Annotated in this window: 20 protein-coding genes and 2 pseudogenes; 8 read left to right on the top strand and 14 right to left on the bottom strand. The window is 56.1% G+C overall.

What is annotated here, in order from left to right:
- Positions 1-529: 529 nt before the first annotated feature.
- The 3 genes and pseudogenes from mqo to ACYZTW_RS11380 all read right to left on the bottom strand — a co-directional run bounded on the left by mqo (position 530) and on the right by ACYZTW_RS11380 (position 6061).
- The gene (gene mqo, locus ACYZTW_RS11390) at positions 530-2176 is read right to left on the bottom strand and encodes a malate dehydrogenase (quinone) (protein ID WP_462005738.1); all 1647 of its coding nucleotides are present in this window, start codon (positions 2174-2176) and stop codon (positions 530-532) included.
- 617 nt (positions 2177-2793) lie between these two features.
- Positions 2794-4285: pseudogene (locus ACYZTW_RS11385) on the bottom strand (CoA-acylating methylmalonate-semialdehyde dehydrogenase).
- 345 nt (positions 4286-4630) lie between these two features.
- Complete coding sequence (locus ACYZTW_RS11380; RefSeq protein ID WP_462004919.1) at positions 4631-6061, bottom strand: IS1182 family transposase; 1431 nt, start codon at positions 6059-6061, stop codon at positions 4631-4633.
- Positions 6062-6160: 99 nt separating this feature from the next.
- Here ACYZTW_RS11380 and ACYZTW_RS11375 point away from each other — a divergent pair, with 99 nt between their 5' ends.
- Both ACYZTW_RS11375 and ACYZTW_RS11370 read left to right on the top strand, forming a co-directional pair.
- Positions 6161-6520, top strand: coding sequence for a hypothetical protein (locus ACYZTW_RS11375; RefSeq protein ID WP_154863198.1), 360 nt, complete (start codon positions 6161-6163; stop codon positions 6518-6520).
- 317 nt (positions 6521-6837) lie between these two features.
- Positions 6838-7242, top strand: a complete 405-nt coding sequence (locus ACYZTW_RS11370) for a DUF6632 domain-containing protein (protein WP_462004918.1) — start codon at positions 6838-6840, stop codon at positions 7240-7242.
- Positions 7243-7631: 389 nt separating this feature from the next.
- Here ACYZTW_RS11370 and ACYZTW_RS11365 read toward each other — a convergent pair whose 3' ends face one another.
- Positions 7632-7796, bottom strand: a complete 165-nt coding sequence (locus ACYZTW_RS11365) for a hypothetical protein (RefSeq protein WP_462004917.1) — start codon at positions 7794-7796, stop codon at positions 7632-7634.
- Between the two features lie 537 nt (positions 7797-8333).
- On the opposite strand from ACYZTW_RS11365, the gene ACYZTW_RS11360 reads away from it, so the two are divergent.
- A complete protein-coding gene (locus ACYZTW_RS11360) occupies positions 8334-8744 on the top strand; it encodes a hypothetical protein (RefSeq protein ID WP_462004916.1) in 411 nt (136 codons plus the stop codon).
- A 170-nt stretch (positions 8745-8914) separates the two neighbouring features.
- Here ACYZTW_RS11360 and ACYZTW_RS11355 read toward each other — a convergent pair whose 3' ends face one another.
- Positions 8915-9853, bottom strand: a complete 939-nt coding sequence (locus ACYZTW_RS11355; RefSeq protein WP_462004915.1) for a LysR family transcriptional regulator — start codon at positions 9851-9853, stop codon at positions 8915-8917.
- Between the two features lie 127 nt (positions 9854-9980).
- On the opposite strand from ACYZTW_RS11355, the gene ACYZTW_RS11350 reads away from it, so the two are divergent.
- Positions 9981-10370: a tautomerase family protein gene (locus ACYZTW_RS11350; RefSeq protein ID WP_462004914.1), complete on the top strand. Its 390-nt coding sequence runs from the start codon at positions 9981-9983 to the stop codon at positions 10368-10370.
- A gap of 103 nt (positions 10371-10473) precedes the next feature.
- Here the strand turns inward: ACYZTW_RS11350 and ACYZTW_RS11345 are convergent, their stop codons facing one another.
- The 6 genes from ACYZTW_RS11345 to ACYZTW_RS11320 all read right to left on the bottom strand — a co-directional run bounded on the left by ACYZTW_RS11345 (position 10474) and on the right by ACYZTW_RS11320 (position 17255).
- Positions 10474-11343 (bottom strand): enoyl-CoA hydratase, encoded by an 870-nt coding sequence (locus ACYZTW_RS11345; RefSeq protein WP_462004913.1) that lies wholly within the window; start codon positions 11341-11343, stop codon positions 10474-10476.
- 48 nt (positions 11344-11391) lie between these two features.
- Positions 11392-12633, bottom strand: coding sequence for a CaiB/BaiF CoA transferase family protein (locus ACYZTW_RS11340; RefSeq protein ID WP_462004912.1), 1242 nt, complete (start codon positions 12631-12633; stop codon positions 11392-11394).
- A 15-nt stretch (positions 12634-12648) separates the two neighbouring features.
- A complete protein-coding gene (locus ACYZTW_RS11335; protein WP_462004911.1) occupies positions 12649-14325 on the bottom strand; it encodes a GMC family oxidoreductase in 1677 nt (558 codons plus the stop codon).
- Between the two features lie 84 nt (positions 14326-14409).
- Positions 14410-15045, bottom strand: coding sequence for an acrylate utilization transcriptional regulator AcuR (gene acuR, locus ACYZTW_RS11330; protein WP_462005737.1), 636 nt, complete (start codon positions 15043-15045; stop codon positions 14410-14412).
- 79 nt (positions 15046-15124) lie between these two features.
- A complete protein-coding gene (locus ACYZTW_RS11325; protein WP_462004910.1) occupies positions 15125-16648 on the bottom strand; it encodes a CoA-acylating methylmalonate-semialdehyde dehydrogenase in 1524 nt (507 codons plus the stop codon).
- A gap of 244 nt (positions 16649-16892) precedes the next feature.
- Positions 16893-17255, bottom strand: coding sequence for a DUF6124 family protein (locus ACYZTW_RS11320; protein WP_462004909.1), 363 nt, complete (start codon positions 17253-17255; stop codon positions 16893-16895).
- A 1315-nt stretch (positions 17256-18570) separates the two neighbouring features.
- Here ACYZTW_RS11320 and ACYZTW_RS11315 point away from each other — a divergent pair.
- A complete protein-coding gene (locus tag ACYZTW_RS11315; protein WP_462004908.1) occupies positions 18571-19602 on the top strand; it encodes an IS110 family RNA-guided transposase in 1032 nt (343 codons plus the stop codon).
- A 349-nt stretch (positions 19603-19951) separates the two neighbouring features.
- On the opposite strand, the gene ACYZTW_RS11310 is transcribed toward ACYZTW_RS11315, so the two are convergent.
- Together ACYZTW_RS11310 and ACYZTW_RS11305 are read right to left on the bottom strand one after the other, a co-directional pair.
- Positions 19952-20326: a tautomerase family protein gene (locus tag ACYZTW_RS11310; protein ID WP_462004907.1), complete on the bottom strand. Its 375-nt coding sequence runs from the start codon at positions 20324-20326 to the stop codon at positions 19952-19954.
- Positions 20327-20332: 6 nt separating this feature from the next.
- Entirely contained in the window at positions 20333-20668 is a 336-nt protein-coding gene (locus ACYZTW_RS11305) for a carboxymuconolactone decarboxylase family protein (RefSeq protein ID WP_462004906.1), read from the bottom strand.
- A 108-nt stretch (positions 20669-20776) separates the two neighbouring features.
- On the opposite strand from ACYZTW_RS11305, the gene ACYZTW_RS11300 reads away from it, so the two are divergent.
- Positions 20777-21664 carry a LysR substrate-binding domain-containing protein gene (locus tag ACYZTW_RS11300; protein ID WP_462004905.1) on the top strand — a complete coding sequence of 296 codons (888 nt, stop codon included), beginning with the start codon at positions 20777-20779 and terminating at the stop codon, positions 21662-21664.
- A gap of 302 nt (positions 21665-21966) precedes the next feature.
- Here ACYZTW_RS11300 and ACYZTW_RS11295 read toward each other — a convergent pair whose 3' ends face one another.
- Positions 21967-23397, bottom strand: coding sequence for an IS1182 family transposase (locus ACYZTW_RS11295; RefSeq protein ID WP_462004904.1), 1431 nt, complete (start codon positions 23395-23397; stop codon positions 21967-21969).
- Between the two features lie 389 nt (positions 23398-23786).
- Between ACYZTW_RS11295 and ACYZTW_RS11290 the strand changes: the two genes are divergently transcribed.
- Positions 23787-24032: an HNH endonuclease signature motif containing protein gene (locus ACYZTW_RS11290; RefSeq protein WP_462005736.1), complete on the top strand. Its 246-nt coding sequence runs from the start codon at positions 23787-23789 to the stop codon at positions 24030-24032.
- Positions 24029-24286: pseudogene (locus ACYZTW_RS11285) on the top strand (bacteriocin immunity protein). Before ACYZTW_RS11290 ends, ACYZTW_RS11285 begins: the two are co-directional and overlap by 4 nt.
- Positions 24287-24334 lie beyond the last annotated feature (48 nt).

The following is a 24334-nucleotide window of genomic DNA, read 5'->3' as shown; positions in this document are numbered from 1 at the left end:
TGACCCACTTCAAAATCGACACTAAATCTAGAACAGGCAATGGTTTGCGAGGAATTGGACTGGGTCAGTGACATCTCGGCAACCAGGGCAATTCGGCGTCTGCGCCAACACCATGGTGGGGAGCTGAGGGTGAACACGACTTCCTTGCGGCTCTGGAGAGCCCCGAACAAATTATTCATACCTAAATTTACCGCGGGTCGTGACAGGCAGAAATCGGCCATACACGGACATTGGCAGAGGACATTGCGACCTGTCATAGACAGGTCCAGCGCCTGGAATACCGGGAGCAATTCAGCCTGGCAGCCAAATGCGCGCCCAATAACTTATCCCGTTCGGGCCATGCAGGTTTGTGTTCCCCAATGCTACCAAACCCATTGGTGGATAGAGCTAAGCCCGCGCCCCCAATATGGAATGCATTCCCTGGGGTGCGCGTATCGATCCATTAAAAAGCCCGCTGACCGTTAACGTCCAGCGGGCTTTCGTCTCTAGGTCAGCGACACCGAGCACTCCGAATGAGTGGTCTTGTTAATCACAGAGCCATGTCAGCTGGTGCCTTTTCTTTTATCGGCTTGCCCTCCTCTTTTTCAGCAATCGGCGTAGCGACTTGACTGATCACCGGTGGGGGCATCAGTTCAAGTATCTTGGCGGTATACGCCCACTCTTCGGCCACTTTTGCCGGATCGTCGTTAAGTTGGGTACCGTAGCTCGGGAGGATCTGATGCAGGTTCTCCTGCCAGGCGGGCGTCGCGACTTTGTCTTTGAAGACTTTCTGTAGCAAGTTCACCATGATGGGTACTGCGGTCGACGCGCCTGGAGAGGCACCTAGCAAACCGGCAATGGTGCCGTCCTGGGACGTAACAATCTCCGTGCCCAGTTTCAGGACGCCACCGGCAGCTTCGTCACGCTTGATCACCTGCACGCGCTGGCCTGCTTGCCACAGACGCCAGTCTTCGGCTTTGGCGTTGGGGAAGTATTCCTTCAAAGCATTGAGGCGATCCTCGTCCGATAGCATCAGTTGGCCAGCCAGGTACTCGACCAGTGGATATTGTTTGATGCCGACGCGAGTCATCGGCCACACATTGTCTATTGTGGTAGTACTCAGCAAGTCCAGAAAGGAGCCCTGTTTGAGAAACTTGGTACTGAAGGTTGCGAATGGTCCGAACAGGATCAGGCGCTTACCGTCCAGTACACGGGTATCCAGATGCGGAACCGACATGGGTGGCGCCCCCACCGACGCCTGGCCGTAGGCCTTGGCCAGATGCCGCTCGGTGATGGCCGGGTTTTCTGTCACCAGGAATGAGCCGCCCACTGGAAAGCCTGCATATTCCCTGGCCTCGGGGATACCCGATTTCTGCAACAGCTTCAGCGCGCCACCACCCGCACCGATGAACAGGAACTTGGCATCGGTTACGGTTTCGCTACCGTCCTTGAGGTTTTTGTAGCTGATGCGCCAACTACCGTCCTCGTTTCGGGTGATGTCCTGCACTTCGCTTGACAGCTTCAGGGCAAATTTCGGCGAGGTTTGCAGGTAACCGACCAGTTGGCGGGTAACTTCTCCAAAATTGACATCGGTGCCATTGGGGTTCCACGTGGCCGCGATTTTTTGCTTCGGATCACGCCCTTCCATCATGAGCGGAACCCATTTTTTGATCACGGCCGGGTCTTCGGAGTACTGCATGCCGCGGAACAACGGGCTAGCCTGCAACGCCTCATAACGCTTTTTCAGAAAGCTGGCGTTTGCATCGCCCCAGACGAAGCTCATGTGCGGGGTGGAATTGATGAACGAACGCGGGTTCTTCAGCACGCCTTGCCTGACCTGCCAAGCCCAGAATTGCCGGGTCAGCTGGAAGCCTTCATTGACTTCAATGGCCTTCGAGATTGTGACTTTTCCGTTCTCGTCTTGCGGTGTGTAATTCAACTCGGCCAATGCCGAATGACCGGTACCCGCGTTGTTCCAGCCATTGGAGCTTTCCAGGGCGACACCGTCGAGGCGCTCGACCATCTCCATCGAGAGCCCCGGCTCCAACTCATTTAGCCAAACGCCCAGGGTCGCGCTCATGATGCCGCCACCGATCAGCAGTATATCGACTTTTTTGACCTCTTCGGCATGCGAATGCACAGCGCCAAATGACAGCGTTAAACCGGCAAGAATGTGTCTCAGTTTTTTCGTGTTCATCATGTGCTTCTCCCGCGAATTTACGGTCATCCCTACCGCTCAGTTGGCTCTCTCGTTGGTGATAGGTGGTAAAGACCTGGTGAGTAGCTTCAAGATCAAGCATCACGTGAATCCAGGAACCCGATTGGGTTCTACGTTCATCACCCATGGATGTCAGGGTAACGAGGATTGAAGGATCCCGTTCAGGTGTTTGCATACTTTTTGTGCCAATCTGCATTTAATTCCAGCCATACCCCGAATCCATGTACCCGTCGGCAAATGCAACGTCAGCTCCAGTCGAAACCGGCCCTTCACGACAGGCGCCTATCGGACCAGAGTGTGTAAAAACGCTAGATACCGTTTCGATCTTCAAGGCAGACGCATCATGTTTGTCGTCGATGAGGTCGATGTTGTCGTTGCGCGGATGCAGGCCCATGGCGCAGAACTCATTGGCCAGATGCAGTACGATAAATCTTACCGGCTCGCCTATATTCGTGGGGTTTGAGGGCATCATCGTCGGGCTTGCCGAGCAACTCGGCTAAGGGTGGGCGGCGCCCTGAAGTACCTCATTCAGCTGACAGTGGCTTCGCGACGCTCGCGCCGGCTTACCCGGCCACAAACGCCGCGAATTCCGCACTTCAGGCAATGCTGTCAGGCCAGTGCTCTATGACACTCTTGTAGCGAGTATAAAAGCGCACGGCTTCCTCGCCGTAGGCGTGATGATCACCGAACATCGATCGCTTCCAGCCCCCGAACGAATGCCACGCCGATGGCACCGGACTCGGAATGTTGATGCCCACCATACCGATCCGAATCTGCCGGGTGAATGCGCGCGCCGCGCCGCCGTCGGAGGTGTAAAGCGATACGCAGTTGCCCAGTTCGTGGGCGTTGACCAGTGCAATTGCGCTTGCGAGATCAGGCACCCGGACAACCGACAGGACCGGGCCGAAAATCTCTTCTCGGTAAATGCTCATTTCCGGCGTCACCTGGTCAAACAGCGAGCCGCCGAGAAAGAAGCCCTCTTCGCGGCCAGCCACTGTCAGGTCGCGACCATCGACCAGGAGACTTGCCCCTGCCGAGACGCCCGCCTCGATATAGCCCAACACCTTGGTGCGATGCGCGGCGCTGATGAGCGGCCCCATGTCCAGGCCGGGTTCCATGCCGCCACCCATCTTGAGCGAACGCACGCGCGGTACGAGACGCTCGATCAGCTCATCACCCTTGGTCCCCACCGCTACCACGACTGAGGTCGCCATGCAGCGCTCGCCGGCCGAGCCATATGCCGAGTTGATGATCGCATCGACAGTTTTATTGAGATTGGCGTCGGGCAAGACCACGAGATGATTCTTCGCACTGCCCAATGCCTGCACGCGCTTGCCGTATTTCGCGCTTTCCTTGTAGATGTATTCGGCAACCGGCGTCGAGGCGACGGCGGAAACCGCCGCCACGTCGGGGTGCTGCATCAGCGCATCGACGACAGCCTTGCTGCCATGCACGACATTGAAGACCCCTTTGGGAAAGCCCGCCTCGATGAACAGCTCCGCAAGCCGAATCGATGGCGACGCAGTACGCTCCGAGGGTTTAAGGATGAACGTATTGCCGGTCGCGGCTGCCATTACAAACATCCAGCACGGCACCACCATCGGGAAATTGAATGGCGTGACGCCCACGGCCACGCCGACGGGTTGACGCAGGTTCCACGCGTCGATGCCGGGGGCGCTCTGATCGGTGAAATCGGTCTTCAGCAGGTTTGGAATGCCGCAGGCGAATTCGACAATTTCAATCCCGCGTATCACCTCGCCCTTTGAATCTTCAAACAGCTTGCCGTGGTCGCGGGTAATGAGCTCGGCGAGCTCGGCGCTATGCGCTATGCGCCTCGAGCAGCTCCTTGAACTTGAACATCAACCGCGCACGCTCAAGCGGCGGGGTTTCGCTCCAGGCTGGGAACGCGGCTTTCGCAGCGGCGACGGCCGCGTCAACTTCAGCTGCGTTTGCGACTGGCAAGCGGCCCGTCACCCGGCCTTGCGCCGGGTCCAACACGTCGGCGAACTGCCCGCTCGTGCCTGCCGTTGCTTGGCCGTCAATGAAATGACTCAGATGGCGCACCGAGACTTGATTTGCTTCGCTCATACGGTTCTCCCAAAAGCCAGGGTCCTGTACTAGCAGCAACATGCTGTGATTCATAATTGCACGCCTGAAACTATGCGCTCGCCCCTGTGTTTATCAAGGCGGTTGTCGTGTTAACCGTCGAAATGTCACCATCCGTGGATGGCCTCTATAGGTTATGGCAGCCCTTCGTGACGGGCTGCGATCGGCCCAGAGTGTGTAAAAACGCTCATGGGCCTCATCGTCTTGGATCATTGACGCTCTTGGCGGAACGATCACAAGGCAAATGCTGCGTGTCGCATCAGTCGCGACCTGGAACACGTCAACGCCGTTTTTACAGCCTCTGGGATGGGCCAAAATCAGCCTTTTTTAGGCCAACAGCGCTTTCATCAAACCGTTGGCACCGATGATTTTCATGACCCGTTTCAAGTTGTAGGCGAGCACATTCAAGCTCATCTCCGCGCTCACCCCGGCCAGCTTTCGCGTCAGGAAGTGCGTTGCACCCATCCATTGTTTGAGCGTCCCGAAGGGATGTTCAACCGTCCGTTTTCGGACTCGCATCATCTCTGGTGCTTTGCTCAGCCGAAGCTGCATCTCCTCCAATACGTCTTCATGCTCCCAGCGTCGAACTCGTCGTTCCGTGCTCGGTGTGCACTGCAATTTCAACGCGCAGCCCTGGCATTTCGAACTCCAGTAACGATGCAGCTTCAGGCCTTTTTCAACGTAGGAATAGTGCCAGATCAGCGCCTCTCCAGCCGGGCAAATGTATTCGTTTTTTGCCGTGTCATAGACGAAGACATCGTTATTGAAACGCCCGTCAGCCTTGGCTCCAGAGGTCATCGGCTTGCGCACATAGGCGGTGATGCCTGCATCATGACAGGCCAGGATTTGTTCGCTTTTGAAGTAACCTCGGTCCGCCACCACCGACAACGTATCTGACGCCATCGCCTCGCAGGCCTGCTTGGCCATCGAGCTGAGTTGATCGCGGTCAGAACCGACGTTGGTCACCTCATGCGCAACGATCAAATGGTGCTGCGTATCGACCGCTGTCTGCACGTTGTAGCCAACGATTCCCGTGCCGCGCGTCATCATGGATCGGCTGTCTGGATCGGTCAGTGAGACCTGTTTGTCCGGCGATTCATTGAGCTGGATTTCGATCGCCTGAAGCTCCTTCATTTGAGTTTTGAGCTTGGCGATTTTCTCTTCCAGCCTCACGGCACTGGGCTCGGAAGCTGTTGGTTCTTGCCGATCGGCAGCATCGAGTGCCGTCAGGTAACGATTGATGCTCGATTCAATTTCTTCCATTCGCCGCTTCAGTTTGGCGCTGGTGAAATTGCGGTCGCGGTTGTTGACTGCTTTGAATTTGCTGCCATCGATGGCGACCAGATGTTCTCCGAACAGTCCCAACTGCTGACACAGCACAACGAACTGGCGACAGACGCCTCGGATGGCCTCGCTGTTGTCTTTTCGGAAGTTGGCGATGGTTTTGAAATCAGGCATCAACCGCCCGGTCAGCCACATCAGCTCGACGTTGCGTTGGGCTTCTCGCTCCAAACGTCGGCTCGACTGGATGCGGTTGAGATAACCGTAGATGTAGATCTTCAACAAGACCGAGGGATGGTAAGCAGGCCGGCCTGTATCGGCTGGGATGGCACCTTCAAAACGCAGATTGACCAAGTCGAGTTCATCGACAAAGACGTCGACTACGCGCACCGGGTTGATATCGCTGACGTAGTCATCGAGGCTCTCGGGAAGTAAAGTACTTTGGCCTCGATGTTCACCTTGAATAAAGCGCTTCATAGGCGATCCCTGCGATGATTTCCGAGGAAATTATAGGTGGTCGCGCAGGTTCAAGAGAGCATCTTGGTGCAGCTAGCCAACAGATAGTAGGGAATCACAATGGCTGAATACCGTTACACGAACGCGGACAGATTGAGTCAGCTTAAGAAACTAGAGTCAGCACTGCCCGAACTGATACGGGTCGCTAGCTCCACTCCAGCGATGACTTACGTTGAAGATTATCGTCTGGCGCTGGCGAAGGCCGTTGAACTTCAAAAAGAGGGCTTTACCCAAAATGAACTATCAGCCCTAGCGCGAGCCATCCCGGATGTTTTCGATCGACATAAAGATTGGATGCCACCCATGCACCAGATAGAGACTGGTGAATGGGTTGAGCACGAGTGGTGGACGTTGCTTGATGAAAAATTACAACCTGTCCTGAATCTTGCCAGAACGTTGCAAACGCTTGGGTACTACTAGTTACCTGCGGCAGCAATGTTGATTTGTTCGCTTCCGATTCTGACGGCTTTCGTTTTTACACACTCTGGGCCAGAAGCAGCCGGTGGACGGAGCGATAGCTAATGAGTAGCTATGCTTGGTCTACTGCCGGAACTAATTGAGCAGATTGGGCTTTCCGTCCATGGTGTATAAACCCCTTCAGCGGACACCCGACTGTCACAATGCCCGGTCTAGTCAGGGCTAGACGACAGAACAAGGAATGTTATCCACCAAGCCCGTGAAGGTGTTATCACCCCACTTGGGGCCAATTTAGAGTTAGGCCCAAAGAGGAGTCCGCCATGACCGTAGTCGATCGCCTCAAATATTTGCGCGTCGTTCTAGTTTTGGCTGGCCTCGCGTGCCTTGCTCTCTACCCACTTATGTTGTTCTGGTCGTCCGGCTGGGCCTGGCACGTCGGTCACTCGGACTACCCGATGATGATCGTTGGCATCTACGCCACACTTGGCGTGTTCTTGATCCTGGCGGCACGCGATCCATTAGCCAATCTGAGCCTAATCTGGTTCACCGTGTGGTCTAGCGCCGTACACGGAGGAATCATGGCCGTCCAGGCGGTCACCCAGCCGGGGCAAATGGGGCACTTGGCAGGTGATGTGCCGGCGCTCTTCATCGTGGCGGTTGCCTTGGCCATCTTGACGCCCCGCTCGCAATTGGCCGCTCGGCCCCGGACACACAATGGGGCCTAAGAGCAGGTTTGACTGTCAGGATCGGGACGAAAATCGCGTTTCTACGCAAATTTTTGGTCTGCTGATCAACCAAGCGCCGACAGATTTTACGTAGCAACGCAGTCTTCAAGACTGTGCCCGCGTTTTTTCACAGCCTGGGGCGTTTTCTGCCTGTCACGACTGACCGGTTTGGGTCGTTCTCTACCGGTCATAGTTACGAGGAAAACTGGTCAAGTTCGATACAATCGGTGATCAAATTAAATGCAAATAACTGGTTAAGCCGAATGCAACCGGTTGGGCAGGCGGAGTGTAATTTCGCAGAGCTTACAGACCATGAAGAATCATGTTTGCTGAATGCCTGTAATAAACAAAAAACCCGCCGAAAGGCGGGTCTTGGTTGTGGGGAATTTTTAGTGCTTCGCGGTGGGAGCCAGCGGCGCTTTACCGGCGGCCCCCTCCTCAACCCGGCGAAACTCATCCTTGATTGCTCTACCCGCTCCAACCAACGGTGCAAAATAGAGCCGCGGGGCTTCTTTCGCAGCGCTCATGAATTCTGAAAAAAATGTCGTTTTCATAGTAGTAACCCCTTCGTTACCTGAAACCGAAAATCTCATTTGTGTATAGAAAACCCGGTCGTAAGCGGCAAGCGAAAGGCGTGCTGGTTGTGCAGGAGCAATGTCAGTGCGTCCGCTGTGGCGATGTGGGTCTCTGAATTATCTGACATGGTTATCGTCCTTGAGTGATGGTGCGGGAAGCCTAGATCATCTCGCCGCCGGTTGGGGACCACTTTTCCAGATCCGCCAACACCTGAGTAATTGCACCGACTTGACCACCCATTTGCAATCGCCATGAACAGCCATTTGCAGCGGACTTGACCAGCACACTTAGGAATCATGACCGGCAGTGAACGGCCAGAAGTGGACAACGAGAGAACAAACCTCGAAGGGGCCGAACACTAAGGCCGATAGCTATTTAAGCAGCGGCCCTCTAGAACTTTTCCTTATTTATAGGTCTATGTGGATAGGCACATCCGCTCGGTAAGCGCGAACCCTCAGGGCTCCCTCAGCCGGATGGCCATACGTCCAAGTGTCAATCAGAGGTTGGCTTCGCTCATGAAATTCCATGACCCACGAATGATGCTCTTCGGCCTGTTCGCGCTCGCGGTAGTGGGCTCGGCATCAGCAACACCGATGAAGACCTCAACCCCTGCGTTCAAAACTGAAGTCACAACTGCAGTCGCCGCTGTTCAGGCCCCAGTTGAGGCTGCCGGCAACCCTTGGCCTTCCTTGGCCAGCATGGCCGGCAAGCAGCCAGGGCCGTTGCTTGCCCATGACGACCGATACTGGCGTGACGGCCGTTGGCACGATCGTAGAGACGATTGGCGCCGAGACGACTGGCGTAGAGATCAGTGGCGCAGAGAGCAAGCCTACCGAGAAGCCGAACGCCATCGTGATTGGGAGCGCCGTGAGGATCGGGCCATGCGGCATCGCTACGAGGACGATCACCGCTACTATCGTCGCTAGTGCGACGCCACGGGAACATTCAAACGGCAACACGGGTGACGCGCCGCCAACCTGCGAAATCAGGACTCGAACCGGCTAATGCGCGTCCCCTTTTTGGTCCCAGCGCCCGAGCACATTACAACTGCTGGCGAGGATCCAGTCGGGTCGCACCTGCCGCCAGTTTAATGCAGTCAGTTAAAGCCCGCCGCGAACCGCCCTCGCAAGTAGTCGACAAAAACGGTAATTGCTCTTGGCACATGCGCGGAATAAGGACGCACCAAATAAATGTCCTCAGGGAAGGCCCCTACTACTTTCCACGTTGGAAGCACCTGCACCAATCCCCCGCCCTTCAGCCCGGCTTGAGCACTAAAATCGGGTAAAAGTGCGATGCCCAGATCAGTCAGAGCCGCATCACGCAACGCTTCGCTATTGTTGGTTGCGAATGTTCCTTTGATAGGAACAGTCAGCCGTTTTTCCTCCAGATTTGAGGGCGCGGGGGCTTCGAAAGCCCAGGCCGGTGTGTCCTTGCCTCGCGGGTAATACAGGCAGTTGTGTTCTACGAGATGCGCTGGATGTTGAGGTTCGCCAAATCTATCCAGATAGCTGCGGGTCGCAACAAGCACGGAATGCGTCGCGCACAACTTCCAGGCGACATGGGTATCCGGGATTTGATTGCTGTGCCGAACAGCCAGATCAAACCCTTCCGACGCGATAGAGGAAATCTGGTCGGAAACGTCAAGATGGACAATGATTTCGGGATATTCGTTGAGAAAACCGGCCAGTACCGGAACCAATTGCTGGCGGGCAAATGCGACCGGAGCAGTCAGCCTTAGTAACCCCCGCGCGACACCCGCAGAGTCTCGAACATCGGAAAAGCTGCGAGCAATTTGCTCATAAGCTCCTCGCACGTCATGTACCAAAGCGTTCCCTGCATCGGTCAATCGCACACTGCGAGTCGTGCGCAACACCAGACTCAATCCCGTGGCCTTTTCCAGCTCGGCAATTCGCTGGCTCACCGCGGACTTACTTACCCCTAGTCTGATCGCTGCTGCGGTATACGTGCCCTGCTCTGCAAGGATCGCTAGCCAGTGCACATGGGTCCAGAGTCTTTCAACCTCCACTTTAGGCATGATTTTATTGTCCTTGAATGGAAACAATTAATTCGATTTTTGCGCCTCGTCATGAACAAAGCAAACGCTTAGTGTGGACCTCAAGACATGCCACGCAGGCATCCCATCAATACTCGAGACTACCCCCATGCCTCTGATGAAATTCGATGTTGTAGAAGGTCGTGATGACGCGCAGCTCAAAGCATTACTGGATGCTGCGCATCGTGCGATGGTCGTGGCTTTTGAAGTGCCAGAACGTGATCGTTATCAGATCGTCAACGAACACCGCCCCAGCCGTATGATCGTCGAGGATACCGGTCTGGATATCCCCAGAACGAAAGACGTGATCATTGTCAGCGTCACCAGCAGACCGCGCAGTGAAGCATCGAAGATCAAATTCTACGAGCTACTCACTCACGAGCTACAGGTCCATTGCAATATCCAGCCCAGCGACGTGATGGTTTCCATTGTGATCAACGACGATGCCGATTGGAGCTTCGGCAATGGACGGGCACAGTTTCTGACGGGTGAACTCTGACACTCACCCGTCACTGCCCTCTTTCTGTAATAGGTTCAGCCCCCTCTAGTTCTCTGAATTGATCAGGGAATTAGAGGACTGCCAAGTCTGCTCCCTGCGCCCTTCAACGATGCCGAAAAACCGGGGCACGCTTGGCGAGAAACGCTTGCATGCCTTCCTTCTGGCCATCGGTTGCGAAGGCTGCCTGGAACAGTCTCCGTTCGTGCAGCATGCCTTCGGCCAGGCTCACTTCCTGCGCGCGATTGACCGCTTCCTTGGCCATTCGCACTGCGGGGGCGTTGTAGCCGGCGATGGTGTGTGCTGCCTCCAGCGCGGTTTGCAGAAGGTCCGCTGAAGGCACGACTCGCGAAACCAGTCCGGCGGCTTTGGCTTCGGTGGCGTTGATGGTGCGACCGGTGAGTATCATATCCATCGCCAGCGCTTTGCCAACCGACCGGGTGAGGCGTTGCGAACCACCGATTCCAGGCAGGATGCCCAGCTTGATTTCCGGTTGACCGAACTGCGCGTCTTCTGAAGCGATAATAAAGTCGCACATCATCGCCAGTTCGCAACCGCCTCCCAGCGCATAGCCGCTAACGGCCGCGATGATCGGTTTGCTGACGGTGAGCAATTGCGACCAGGCGGCGAAGACGTCGTGTTGCTGCAGTTCCACAAAAGTCTTGTCAGCCATTTCTTCAATGTCCGCGCCTGCGGCAAAAGCTCTTGGGCTACCGGCGATGACGATGGCGCCGATGTTGTCATCGGTATCGAAGCTGTGCAGCGCCGCGACCACTTCGCGGGACATGGCCACGCTCAGTGCATTGAGGCTCTTGGGTCTGTGCAAAGTGATCAGCCCGACGCGTTCGCGCCGTTCGACCAGGATCGATTCATAGCGAGGCGCCGATGCGCCTAGGCCCTGTGCGTCGTTGCTGGATTTGATGCTGGTGGTCGCCGATTTTTTGTCTTGGTTGGCTGGAACGGTTGCGGCTGTCATGGCGAATTCTCCTGGGAAATGGGCAGGTTTAAAAAGTCAGACGATGTTCTAAATAACGTCTTGCAGTAACGCTTCGTCGAAGGTGCCCTTGGCTGGCGCGTAGTCACCGGTCGGGGACATCAGCTGCGAGAGGATGCGTTCACGGTGCTCATCCAGACCGGGTGCACACACCGGTGTGGTGACATCGATGTCGGCATAGGCATTGAGCTTGATCGGGTTGCCGGCGGTACGGAAAGCACGCCCGCCTTCGCCCTGCACTTGGATGATCATGTTGCGTGCCGCCAGCTGTGGGTGCTCGAACAGCTTGTCGATGGTGTTGATCGGCGAGCACGGCACCCCCGCTTCATTGAGCCGGTCAATCCAGTGTGCTGCGGGGGCGGTCAGCGTGATCGCCTGTATCGCCTGGATCAACGCCGGGCGATTGCGACAGCGCTGGGCATTGCTGAGGAACTGCGGCTCCAGCGCCATTTGCGGATTGCCCAGCGCGTCGGCCATCAGCATGAACAACTGGTCGTTACCCGCCGCAATGATGAAGCGCCCGTCTTGCGCGTCATAAGCTTCGAACGGCGAGAGCGCGGGATGAGCGTCGCCCGTGCGTGTTGGCACCTTCCCTTCCACGTCGTAAGTCGCCAATGCGGTTTCCATGAGTGCCGCCTGGCAATCCAGCATCGCGATATCCACGCGAGAGCCCTGCGCGTCCCGGGTACGCTTGTACAGCGACGACACGATGCCTATCACTGCAAATAACCCGGCGCTGAGATCGCCAAAACTGGTGCCTACCCGGGCTGGCGGTGCATCGGGCCAGCCGGTCAGGCTCATGATGCCGCCCATGGCCTGAACCACCATGTCGTAGCCCGGCAGGTCACTCATGGGGCCGGTTTGGCCGAAGCCCGAAATGGACGCATACACCAGATGCGGATGAGTGCTCGCGAGCCGTTCAGCGCCGTAGCCCAGGCGGTCCATCACCCCTGGTCGAAAGTTTTCTACCAGCACGTCGGCCTCGCTGAGCATACGTTCGACCAACTCTCGGTCTCGCGGGCTTTTGAGATCCAGCGCAATGCTTTCCTTGCCTCGGTTGAAACAGGTGAAATACGCGGAGTCATCCTCGACAAAAGGACCGAAGGCACGCGTGTCGTCGCCAGTGGCGAGTCGTTCTACCTTGATCACGCGGGCGCCGAGGTCGGCGAGCACCATCGTGCAATACGGGCCTGACAGAACGCGTGAGAAATCCAGGACGGTGATGCCGTCCAAAGGCCCCTTCTTGGCAGGCAGGCCTTGCGACATATCCATAGTGTTATTTCCTCTTTAGATGGATGAGTTTTCAGCAATGATCCAGCGCGCGGCTTTTTCCGCGATCATCAGCGTCGGGCTGTTGGTGTTGCCGCCCGTGATGGTCGGCATGATGCTCGCGTCGACGACGCGCAGGCCCTGGATGCCGTGTACACGTAGATGACTGTCCACAACGGCCATCGGATCGGACGCCTTGCCCATTTTGGCCGTGCCCACGGGATGGAAAATGGTCGAGCCAATGTCGCCTGCCAGGCGCGCCAGTTGCTCATCGGTCTGGTACTGAATGCCCGGTTTGTATTCCTCCGGGCTAAAGCCTGCCATCGCCGGCTGTGACGCGATGCGACGGGTCAAACGCAGCGAATCAGCGGCCACGCGACGGTCTTCGTCGGTGCTCAGGTAGTCGGGAGCAATGATCGGGGCGTCGCGGAAATCTGCGCTGCGAATCGACACCGTGCCGCGACTGGTCGGGTGGATGTTGCATACGCTGGCGGTAATGGCGGGGAACGGGTGCAAGGGTTGCCCAAACGCTTCCAGACTCAACGGTTGTACGTGGTACTGGAGATTGGGCTGGATGTAGGACTCATCACTGCTGGTAAAAATGCCCAGTTGCGAAGGCGCCATACTCATCGGTCCACTGCGTTTGAGCGCGTACTCAAGGGCGATGGCGGCCTTGCCCAGGAGAGTAGTCGCCTTCGTGTTCAGGGTAGACGCACCTTGCACTTTGTAGACTGAGCGGATCTGCAAATGGTCTTGCAGGTTTGCACCCACGCCAGGCAAATGCCGCACTACCGGAATCTGGTGATCATTCAACAAGGCGGCGTCGCCAATACCTGAAAGCTGCAGCAATTGCGGGCTTGCGATGGCGCCGGCGCTGAGCACCACTTCACGGACGGCCCGGACTTTACGGGGTTGGCCCAAGTGAACCAGCTCGACGCCGCAACACACTGGCTGCCCGTCTTCACGCTGTTCAAATCGCAGGCGAGAAACTTGCGCGCCAGTCCAGACAGTCAGGTTCGGGCGTTGTTTGAGGATCGGTCTGAGAAACGCTTTGGATGCATTCCAGCGCCAGCCGCTGCGCTGATTGACGTCAAAGTAACCGACACCGCGGTTGTCCCCGCCATTGAAGTCATCGGTCGCAGCAATCCCTGCCTGCTCTGCTGCCTTGGCAAAGGCATCAAGGATGTCCCAGCGCAGGCGTTGCTTTTCAACCCGCCACTCACCACCGTTGCTGTGCAAGGTTCTGAAGCGTGCGGCCTGGCTGTTTTCGCCCTCGGCTACCGCGGCATCGAGGCGATAGTGGTCCTCGTGGGCACGGAAGTCCCTCAGGCAGGTTTCCCAATTCCACTCATCATCGCCGGTGACGCTCGCCCAGTGATCGTAGTCCTGAGCCTGACCGCGCATGTAGATCATGCCGTTGATGCTTGAACTTCCGCCCAGTGTCTTGCCACGTGGATAGAGCAATTCACGGCCGTTGAGCCCAGCCGATGGTGCGGTGCGGAAACGCCAATCGGTGCGCGGATTATCGATGCAATACAGATAACCCACGGGGATGTGAATCCACGGATAGTTGTCCGGGCCGCCGGCTTCGAGGAGCAGCACCCGATGGTTTGGATCGGCGCTGAGCCGGTTGGCCAGCAAGCAGCCGGCCGTGCCAGCACCGATGATGATGAAGTCGAAAGTTGGCTCACTCATTGGGATGCCTCACTTCTAACGAACGATTCAAAGGCTTCCATACTAATTAGACCGATCGTATATAAAAGGTGAAAAAAAAAGGGCCTAAGACCTCAGGCTCATCAAAAACAGTTCTGCAAATACCTGCAATGGCTCGCCGTTGCGCTCAAGCTTGGCGCGCAGAACAGCACCTTCCCAGCCAATCCAGAAAAACGCCGCCAAACGCGCGCTGTCCGCCTTCGTGGATATTTCGCCAGCAGCCTTGGCTTCGTCCAGGCAGCGCTCGAACCGGGCCTGCCAGTCCAACAGGACATCGGTCAGCTGTACGCGAAAAGATTCCGGCAGCGCTCCCATCTCTTGCCCCAAATTACCGACGAGGCAGCCTCGGCGGAATTCGAATCGCTGCATGCCCCGCTCTGCTTCCTCGCAAAAGGCTTCGATGCGCTTGAGCGGTGTCAGGCTCTCGTCGAGCAGAAACCGATCAAGCTTGCGCACGAAATAACGGGCGTACAGCGTGATCAGCTCACTGCCGTAGGCTTCCTTGCTCGCAAAGAAATGATAGAAAGAGCCTTTGGGCACGCCAACAGACTTGAGTATTTCGTCAATGCCGGTGGCCGAAAACCCCTTCTCCGTCAAGGCGGCAACCCCTGCCCGACACAGGGTTTCACGTGTCTCTCGGAAGTCGCCTGCGGCTTTCGCCGGACGACCACGCTTGCGAGGGGTAGCAAGTATATTGGTCATGCGCCGATTATTAGACTGATCGTCTTTATTAATCAACGAAATTCTCACGTGCCCATCCCCTTTAATGAAAACGGCGGTTTTATTTCGCGGTCGGCATCGCAAACTCGGCGCCTTTACCGATGCTTTCTGGCCAGCGTTGCATGATGGATTTTTGCTTGGTGTAGAACCGCACGCCTTCCTCTCCGTAAGCATGCATGTCACCAAACAGGCTCTTTTTCCAGCCGCCAAAGCCATGCCATGCCATCGGTACCGGGATTGGCACGTTGATGCCTACCATGCCGACCTGGATGCGACGGCTGAATTCCCGTGCCACGTTGCCATCGCGGGTGAAGCAAGCCACGCCGTTGCCGAATTCGTGGTCGTTGACCAATTGCACCGCGGTGGCGAAATCAGGCACGCGCATGCAGGCAAGCACCGGGCCAAAGATTTCTTCTTTATAGATGCGCATATCCGGGGTGACGTGGTCGAACAGTGTGCCGCCCATCCAGAAGCCTTCCTCGCAACCTTCGCCAGCGTCCGCACCATTGAACTGACGGCCATCAACCAACAGTTGTGCGCCTTCGTTGATGCCTTGTTCGATGTAGCCAGTGATACGGGCATGGGCTGCCGGCGTGACAATCGGGCCCATTTCAGCGGCCAGGTTGCTGCCATTGAGGACCTTCAACGCCTTGGTGCGCTCCAGCAGTTTTGGCATGACTTTGTCAGCGACGTCGCCGACCAACACGGCAACCGAGATCGCCATGCAGCGTTCGCCTGCCGAGCCATAGCCAGCGCCGATCAGTGCATCGACTACCTGATCGACGTCAGCGTCAGGCATGACCACCATATGGTTCTTCGCGCCGCCCAGGGCCTGCACGCGTTTGCCATGGCGAGCACCGGTCTCATAGATGTAATTGGCGATTGGCGTCGAGCCGACGAAGGACACCGCTTTCACATCCGGGTGTACCAGCAGAGCATCAACGGCCTCTTTGTCGCCTTGCACCACGTTGAATACGCCGTCTGGCAGACCGGCCTGTTTCAGCAAGTCAGCCATAAACAGGCTGGCGCTAGGGTCGGTCGGGCTCGGCTTGAGAATGAAGGTGTTGCCCGCCGCGATCGCCACCGGGAACATCCACATCGGTACCATCACCGGAAAGTTGAACGGCGTGATGCCGGCGACCACACCCAATGGTTGACGCAGTGTCCAGTTGTCCATGTTGGTGGACACCTGATCGGAGAAGTCGCCTTTGAGCAACTGCGGAATGCCGCAAGAGAACTCAACGATGTCGATACCCCGGGCCACTTCGCCTTGGGCATCGGTGAAGACCTTGCCATGCTCGGCAGTGATCAGGTGCGCCAGTGCGTCTTTGTTCTGGTTCAACAGCTCCAGAAATTTGAACAGTACCCGGGCGCGGCGAATGGGCGGCGTGTTCGACCAGGCGGGAAAGGCAGCCTGGGCGGAAGCCACTGCGGCGTCTACATCCTGTGACGTGCCCAGACGCACATGACGGCTGACGGCGCCGGTGGCCGGATTGTAAATGGGTTGAGTTCGGACACCGTTGCCGACGACGTGGGCGCCATGGATGTACTGGGCAATTTCTTTGTTGTCGCTAACATGAGTCATGACAGGTCTCGCTGCTGGGAGTGAATTTAAACTTCACCCGCAGAGTAGATAGCGGTTATCGCCCTGACTACGGCAAAAACTTGAATTGATTGTTCACTGTAACGAACAATCAATTCGCAGGAATTCCGAAAATGGACACACCCGCCAATTCACCTGAAAGCTGAGCTTCATGGATACGGATGCCGACTTACTGATTTCCTCCCCTGTGACGCCGGACTAACCGACCGCCACAGAGGGTTTGCTTTTACTCCTTCACCTCAACTTGATCCAACGCCTGATTCACCGCCAATTCCCCCAGCATCACCACCTGCGTAATCCCCAACAGGGTCTTGCGATGTGAGTTGTCCAGCAACGCCGCGAAGTTGCTGAGCATGGTGGTGGCCGAGCCCGGTGATTCGCTGGCGTTGGCCAGCAGGGATTCGGTGTCGTACTTGGGATTGACGAGGAACATGCGCTCGGGTTCGTTGGCTGCGGCCATGATGTGGGCGCCTGGGTTGAGGTAGTGGTCGAGGGCGCGGTCGGCGGCTTCGTGGAATTTCTTGGAATCGACGGATTCGTAGGGGGATGCTGGATCGGTATCCGGTGGGTTGGGTGTGGGTTTGATCATGGATGGAACTCCGATGCTACTTATTAAAAGGAGCCATCGCCCTCTCGCTACCAAACGGAAGGTGGCGGCCATACGCGGGTTGGTAGACCGGGCATCGGAACCGGCGCCCCCGAAAGAGCCCTGCGCATGGCCACCATAAAATCGCAGTCCTGAAGAAGGACCGTCGAAGGTGACGCTATGCGTCGATGCTGAGGGTCTCCCAAACCCATCACTGTTTTTAGTGACGGACAAACGATAAGACCCACGCCCCAGACGCACAAGCCAGCGGATTCTGGCGTACGCGTAGGTAACGACGCAAGGCGTTGTAGCCCTTAGGACGTAACACCGGATGTCTTAAAACATGCGCCTTGAAACCTGTTTAGGGCATCAAACGTCGAGCGAAAATTTCCAGTCTGAAATCGATGGCGTCCCCTATTTTTTTGCCATGCTGATGCCAACCCAACGCAACGCAACGCAACGCAACGCACTCATTTGCGGTAGCTGACGATAGCCTCAAGATTGCGACGGCAGCAGCCTATCGCCAAGGGCAGCAATCGGCCAAAACCGGACTTTCACGAAGGGCCGCAATCGACCAAGGCTGTGTGAAAACGCACTGAATACGTCGAAAGCTGAGTTTGTTAGACCACAACACTTTTTTATTTCAGTTCCGTTCTTATTTCGGTTCCGGGCACGAAAAATTTACTGGGATCATCGACCTTCTTCAGGTCAATTAAGGCTCGGCAAATGCAATGTGAGAATTGTTTCTGCAACGTTTCGGGGTCTTTCCATGCCATTTGCGATGCTTGCAATGGTTGTCCCTCGGACGATTTATAGCAGACACAATTGTCAAGTCGGGTGATGCCGTTATCGTTTGTGCTCTGACAAGCACTGGTAAGCAAAGAGATCGCGATAAGCATTACGAAGCGTTTCATTGGCTCCCCTCCGAGGCTGTTGTGAAGGGCTAACTCTAAATAGACCGCAATGGGGTGATAGCGCCTTCGCGGGGTTGGTGGATAGCATTCCCGTTCTCTCGCTTGCCATCTGATCAGGCAGGATGTTGTAACGACATGGTGACCGCTGAAGGCGGTTATACGCCATGGACGCAAAGCCCAATCTGCTCAATAAGCCCAACAGTAGATGGAAGCTTAGCTCTCATTTTCCATCGCTCCATCCACTGGCTGCTTTTGGCTGTGGATTCCACCGGTCGACCCAAACCGGTCATTCGCGATAGGCAGAAAACGGCCAAAAGCAATGGGATGGACTCCTCCTCACTTCGGCATCTTGAGTGCCAGACTGAAAGTGCGAACCACAGTCAACAGTGAGAAGGAGTCCACACATGAAGCTTATGCGAATTGGGGTCGACCTGGCCAAGAACGTATTTCAGATCCATGGCGTGGATTGTCATGAGAAGCCGGTCTGGCGGCAGCGGCTACCACGTGATCGCTGGCTTCAAACGGTGCTGGAAAAGGTCGAACCTGGTTGTGAGATCGGCATGGAGAGTTGCGGTGGGGCCCATCATTGGGCGCGGCAACTCGAAGCTCGAGGATTTCGAGTCAAGCTGATCGCCCCCCAGTTCGTTAAACCTTATGTCAAAAGCAACAAGAACGACGCGAACGATGCCGAGGCGATCTGCGAAGCGATGAGCCGTCCCAGCATGCGCTTCGTCGCCATCAAGACGATCGAACAACAGGATATCCAGGCGACGCATCGCATCCGGGCCGGCTTAATCGAACAGCGGACGGCCAAAGCCAATCAGATCCGTGGGCTGGTCGCCGAGTACGGTCTCGTTGCACCGAAGGAATTGCTGATGCTGCGTCGTGCAATACCGTGCTGGCTAGAAGATGCGGATAACGGTTTGACGGCACGTTTCCGTCGTCTGCTGGATGGTTTGTGGGACGACCTTCGTGCGCTGGATGGGCGCGTACGCAAGCTCGACGGCGAGATCACTGCGATCGCGACAAACGAGCCGTCCGCCGTTCGCCTTCAACAGCTGCGCGGTGTCGGCCCAATGATCGCCACAGCGCTCGTCGTCGCTCTCGGTGATGCCCGTCAGTTTGCCAATGGTCGACAGTTTGCCGCCTCGCTGGGACTGACACCGAGGCAACACAGTTCTGGTGGTAAGGATCGACTGCTCGGTATCAGCAAGCGCGGTGATGCGTATCTGCGAACATTGATGGTGCATGGCGCACGCTCGGCGCTACGCACAGCCAAATCCAAAGAGGATCGGCTCAGCCAGTGGGCCGTTCGTTTAGCCGAGCGATCGCATCCCAATGTGGCCGCTATTGCGCTGGCCAACAAAACTGCACGCATGGCTTGGGCGATGCTGCGTCACGGCACTGATTACCAACCGAATCAGGCTGCAGCCTGATCTATTTACCCGACGTGTTCTACGAGAGAAACAACTCTTAACCACGATTGCGAAGCAACCTGAACGATGGCAAACCGGTCGAACCGGCGTCGGCAAAACCCTCGAATGTCCAAGTGCGAAAAGCACGAAAAAGCGATCGGGAGCCGGCGCGCGAATAGCCCATCATGGCCCTGCATCGAAACGATGCCGTATTTAGAGGCCGAATATACGTGTGCAGTCGGCACGGGCGCCAAAGCAACGGGGCTTGCAATGAGGAGGAGTCCATATACGGACACCCAACCTCGCGATGTTACTGATTCACATAGGGGCCGCATTTGCAGAATACAGAGCATCGTGCAAAGTCCTGGGGCTAGTTGCCCCGCCCACCACCAAACGACCACTCCTCTGCCTCAGTCGTGGTAATCACCACCATGACGTCTTCCGCATTGAGGCCCGGCGCCTGCCTCAGTTTCTCGGCCAGATCACGGTAAAAACGCTGTTTCGTCTCGACGCTTCGAGGACGGCCAGCGGTAATCGCGATCAGCACAAAATCATGGCTACGCGGCCCACCGAGGTAGTCGGGATCAAATATCAGCTCGCCCACTTCATGTTGGTGAATGACCTGGAAGCGATCTGCCTTCGGCACCTCGAAGCTGTTGACCAAGGCGTCGTGCAAACCCTGAGACAACGCCTGTAGATACTCGGTCGACTTCCCCCGGTGCAGTGAAATACGTGCAAACGGCATAAGCGGTTACTCCTGGTGGGTGGCGAGGCTAGACCGTAACTTACTGAGCAAACCCAGCGCCGAGGCGGCCGTCGGCCAGCCTGAGTAAAAGGCCAGATGGGTGATGACTTCAGCAAGCTCGTCGTCACTCAAACCGTTATCCAGTGCACGTTTCAGATGAAACGGCAGTTGCTCAAGACGGTACATCGCCACCAGCGCGGCCACCGTTGCCAGACTGCGCTCACGAGGCGTCAATTGCGGACGCTTCCACATATCGCCGAACAGTATGTTCTCGGTCAGTTCGGCAAACTTTTGCGGGTACACACCCTGCTGTTCTCGCCCCGTGCCCATGGATGAGTTCATGACGTTTTCCCTCTGATTGGCTAAATGACAGGCGAAAACTATCAAGTCGCAATAATTCCGAATATCAGATTTAATTGAGGCAATCATCCCAAATTAATGGACTATCCAATGCGCCGTCCGACCTTCGATCTTGATGTATTGCGCACTTTCGTCACGGGCGTGGAATTCAACAGTTTTGCCAAAGCAGCGGTTCGTCTCGGTCGATCGACTTCCGCCGTAAGCGCCCAATTGAAGAAACTTGAGGAGCAGATCGGCACTCCGGTACTGGCCAAATCCGGACGAGGATTAATCTTGACGCCTATAGGTGAATCACTGCTCAGCCATGCCCGTCGGTTGCTGGAACTGAACGACGATATTTTCCAGACCCTGCATGAAAGCCAATCCGCCGGGACAATTCGCCTCGGGTTTCAGGAAGACTTTGGGGAACACTTCCTAAGCGAAATCCTACGACGCTTCGTCCAGACATACCCGATGGTGAATCTTGAAGTTAGGATCGCGCGTAATGCTGAACTGCTTGCGCTGATCGAAAGCGCCGGACTGGACTTGGCCCTGACGTGGGACACTGGACACACGTCGCCCTACGCCACGCCACTTGGCGAAACACAGATGCACTGGATCGGGGCTCGTGACATGCCGTCGTTTACCAGCCTTGCTGACTCACCACTGCCCTTGATCATGTTCGACGCGCCTTGCGTGTTACGTAGCGCCGCCACCCAGGCGCTGGATGCTGCGCAAATTCCCTGGCGAATCGCCCTGACCAGCCCCAGCGTCGGCGGCATCTGGGCGGCCGTCGCCGCCGGATTGGGCCTGACACTGCGAACCCGCATTGGGCTGCCGAGTCATCTCACCGTCATTTCCGGCTTACCTCCCGTGCCAAGCCTTGGCTATGTGCTTCACGGCGGTGGCGAAGACCCGACGCCAGCCATCAAACAATTGGCCGCGTTGATCAAAACGAGTTTGCAGGAGCAGTCGTTCAGTTTCGCTGTTCCGAAATAGTTGAAGGCCTTCAAGACTTCACCCAGCGATATGAATATAGAAACTACGATGCATCGAGGCGGTGGGCCAATGTCCGTTTTTTGATAACGGCCTTTCACGAACGGCTGCTTTGGGTTGTGGCCCTTCACGACAGACAGCAATCGGCCCAGAGTGTGTAAAAACGTCAGATTGAGTTTTCTGTATCGACGTCAGCAGCCCGTGCTTTCGTTTCGCAAACTGATCAACATCACGACGTTTTGAGGAACAGCTAAACGGCTCAACAACCTCTGAAAGTCCTTTGGATGGGGCAAAAAGAGCGGTTTTTACGCCGCTAACGCATTCATCAAACCAGCGGTGCCGATGATTTTCATGACCCTTTTCAAATTGTAGGCGAGCACGTTCAGACTCATCTCTGCACTGACCCCGTTGAGCTTTCGCGTCAGGAAGTGCGTTGCACCCATCCATTGTTTGAGCGTCCCGAAGGGATGCTCAACAGTCCGTTTTCGGATCCGCATCATTTCCGGCGCGTTGCTTAGCCTGTTCTGCATTTCCTCCAGGACGGCTTCATGCTCCCAGCGTCGAACCCGCCGTTCCGTGCTCGGTGTGCACTGCGGTTTCATTGCGCAACCCCGGCATTTCGAACTCCAGTAACGGTGCAACGTCAGGCCTTTTTCAACGTTGGTATAGCGCCAGATCAGCGCCTCTCCAGCCGGGCAAATGTATTCGTTTTTTGCTGCGTCATAGATGAAGGCATCGTTATTGAAACGCCCGTCAGCCTTGGCTCCAGAGGTCATCGGCTTGGGCACATAGGCGGTGATGCCTGCATCGTGGCAAGCCAGGATTTCTTCGCTTTTGAAGTAACCTCGGTCAGCCACTACCGACAACGTTTCTGCCGCCATCGCTTCGCGGGCCTGCTCGGCCATCGAGCTGAGTTGATCGCGGTCAGAACCGACGTTGGTCACCTCATGGGCAACGATCAAATGGTGCTGAGTATCAACCGCTGTCTGCACGTTGTAGCCGACGATTCCCGTGCCGCGCGTCATCATGGAGCGGCTGTCTGGATCGGTCAGTGAGACCTGTTTGTCCGGCGATTCATTGAGCTGGATTTCGATCACCTGAAGCTCTTTCATTTGAGTTTTGAGCTTGGCGATTTTCTCTTCCAGCCTCACGGCACTGGGCTCGGAAGCTGTTGGTTCTTGCCGATCGGCAGCATCGAGTGCCGTCAGGTAACGATTGATGCTCGATTCAATTTCTTCCATTCGCCGCTTCAGTTTGGCGCTGGTGAAATTGCGGTCGCGGTTGTTGACTGCTTTGAATTTGCTGCCATCGATGGCGACCAGATGTTCTCCGAACAGTCCCAACTGCTGACACAGCACAACGAACTGGCGACAGACGCCTCGGATGGCCTTGCTGTTGTCTTTTCGGAAGTTGGCGATGGTCTTGAAGTCCGGCATCAAACGCCCGGTTAGCCACATCAATTCGACGTTACGCTGGGCTTCTCGCTCCAGGCGCCGGCTCGACTGAATGCGGTTGAGATAGCCGTAGATGTAAATCTTCAGGAGGATCGCGGGGTGGTAAGCAGGCCGGCCAGTATCTGCCGGTATGACGCCTTCAAAACCCAGTTTGACCAGGTCGAGTTCGTCGACAAAGACGTCGACTACGCGCACCGGATTGGTATCGCTGACGTAGTCGTCGAGGCTCTCGGGAAGTAAGGTGCCTTGGCCTCGATGTTCACCTTGGATAAAGCGCTTCATGGGCGATCCCTGCGATGAAATCCTCAGAAATCATAGCAAGTGTTCGCGAAGGCGTTTTTACACACTCTGGGCCAGAAGCGGACATTGAACTCAAACTGTCAGATCGATTGACACCCTTTCCTGCTTCTCGACGACGTTCACTTCGGTCTGGAGTGTGCCCAGACTCTCCAGCGTCACCCCTCGCCCTGCGGGGGTTCTGCTTTTAGGGCCGTGTAAAACGCGCTTGATTGTTCCGCGTAACGTCCAGCAACTCCTCTAACCGCGCTCTAAGGGTGCTGCTGGCGCTTCACCAACGCTCGGTTAATCGCTAAAGGGATGTAGACGTCGGCCGTAGTCGGCTCAGGTACCTAACCCGCCGAAGGGCTACCGCAATAGCGGCGTTGAACCTGTTGATATCCACGCCCAACGTTGGGCGGAATACAAAGACCTCCCAGTTCAAACCCACCAATAAAGGCAAGCTCCCAAGTGGCAAAGCACCATTTGCCCAGAGCCCAGAACACAATGGGGAAAACGCTCTCTACGAAATCCATCACATCGAAAACATTCAGCATGGCGGCGCTGTTTATGACGTGGAAAACCTCACGATAGTGACGCCGAAACGACACGTAGAGATTCACAGAGAAGGCAGACAATGATTTTGAAGAACAGCGTTTCAGATTACACAGAACAAGAGTTCGTTGAGCTGCTTCAACGCATCATTGGGAACGATGCAAGCGAATAGGAGGAGAACAAGCTTGTGCACCACTTCAACACTATCTGTGAGCATCCAGCAGGCTCCGACTTGATCTTCTACCCAGAAGACAATGCAGACGATTCAGCCGAAGGCATCACCCGCACACTCAGGGAATGGCGAGCTACTCAGGGCTTGCCGGGGTTCAATGTCGAGTAACCCGTGAAGAACCAAAAAAAAGCCCCGCACTTCAACCGAAGGCGGGGC

Source organism: Pseudomonas sp. LB3P25 (assembly GCF_054897985.1).
Note: the sequence above shows the minus strand (reverse complement) of the source record. Positions and strands in the feature narration are given on the sequence as shown.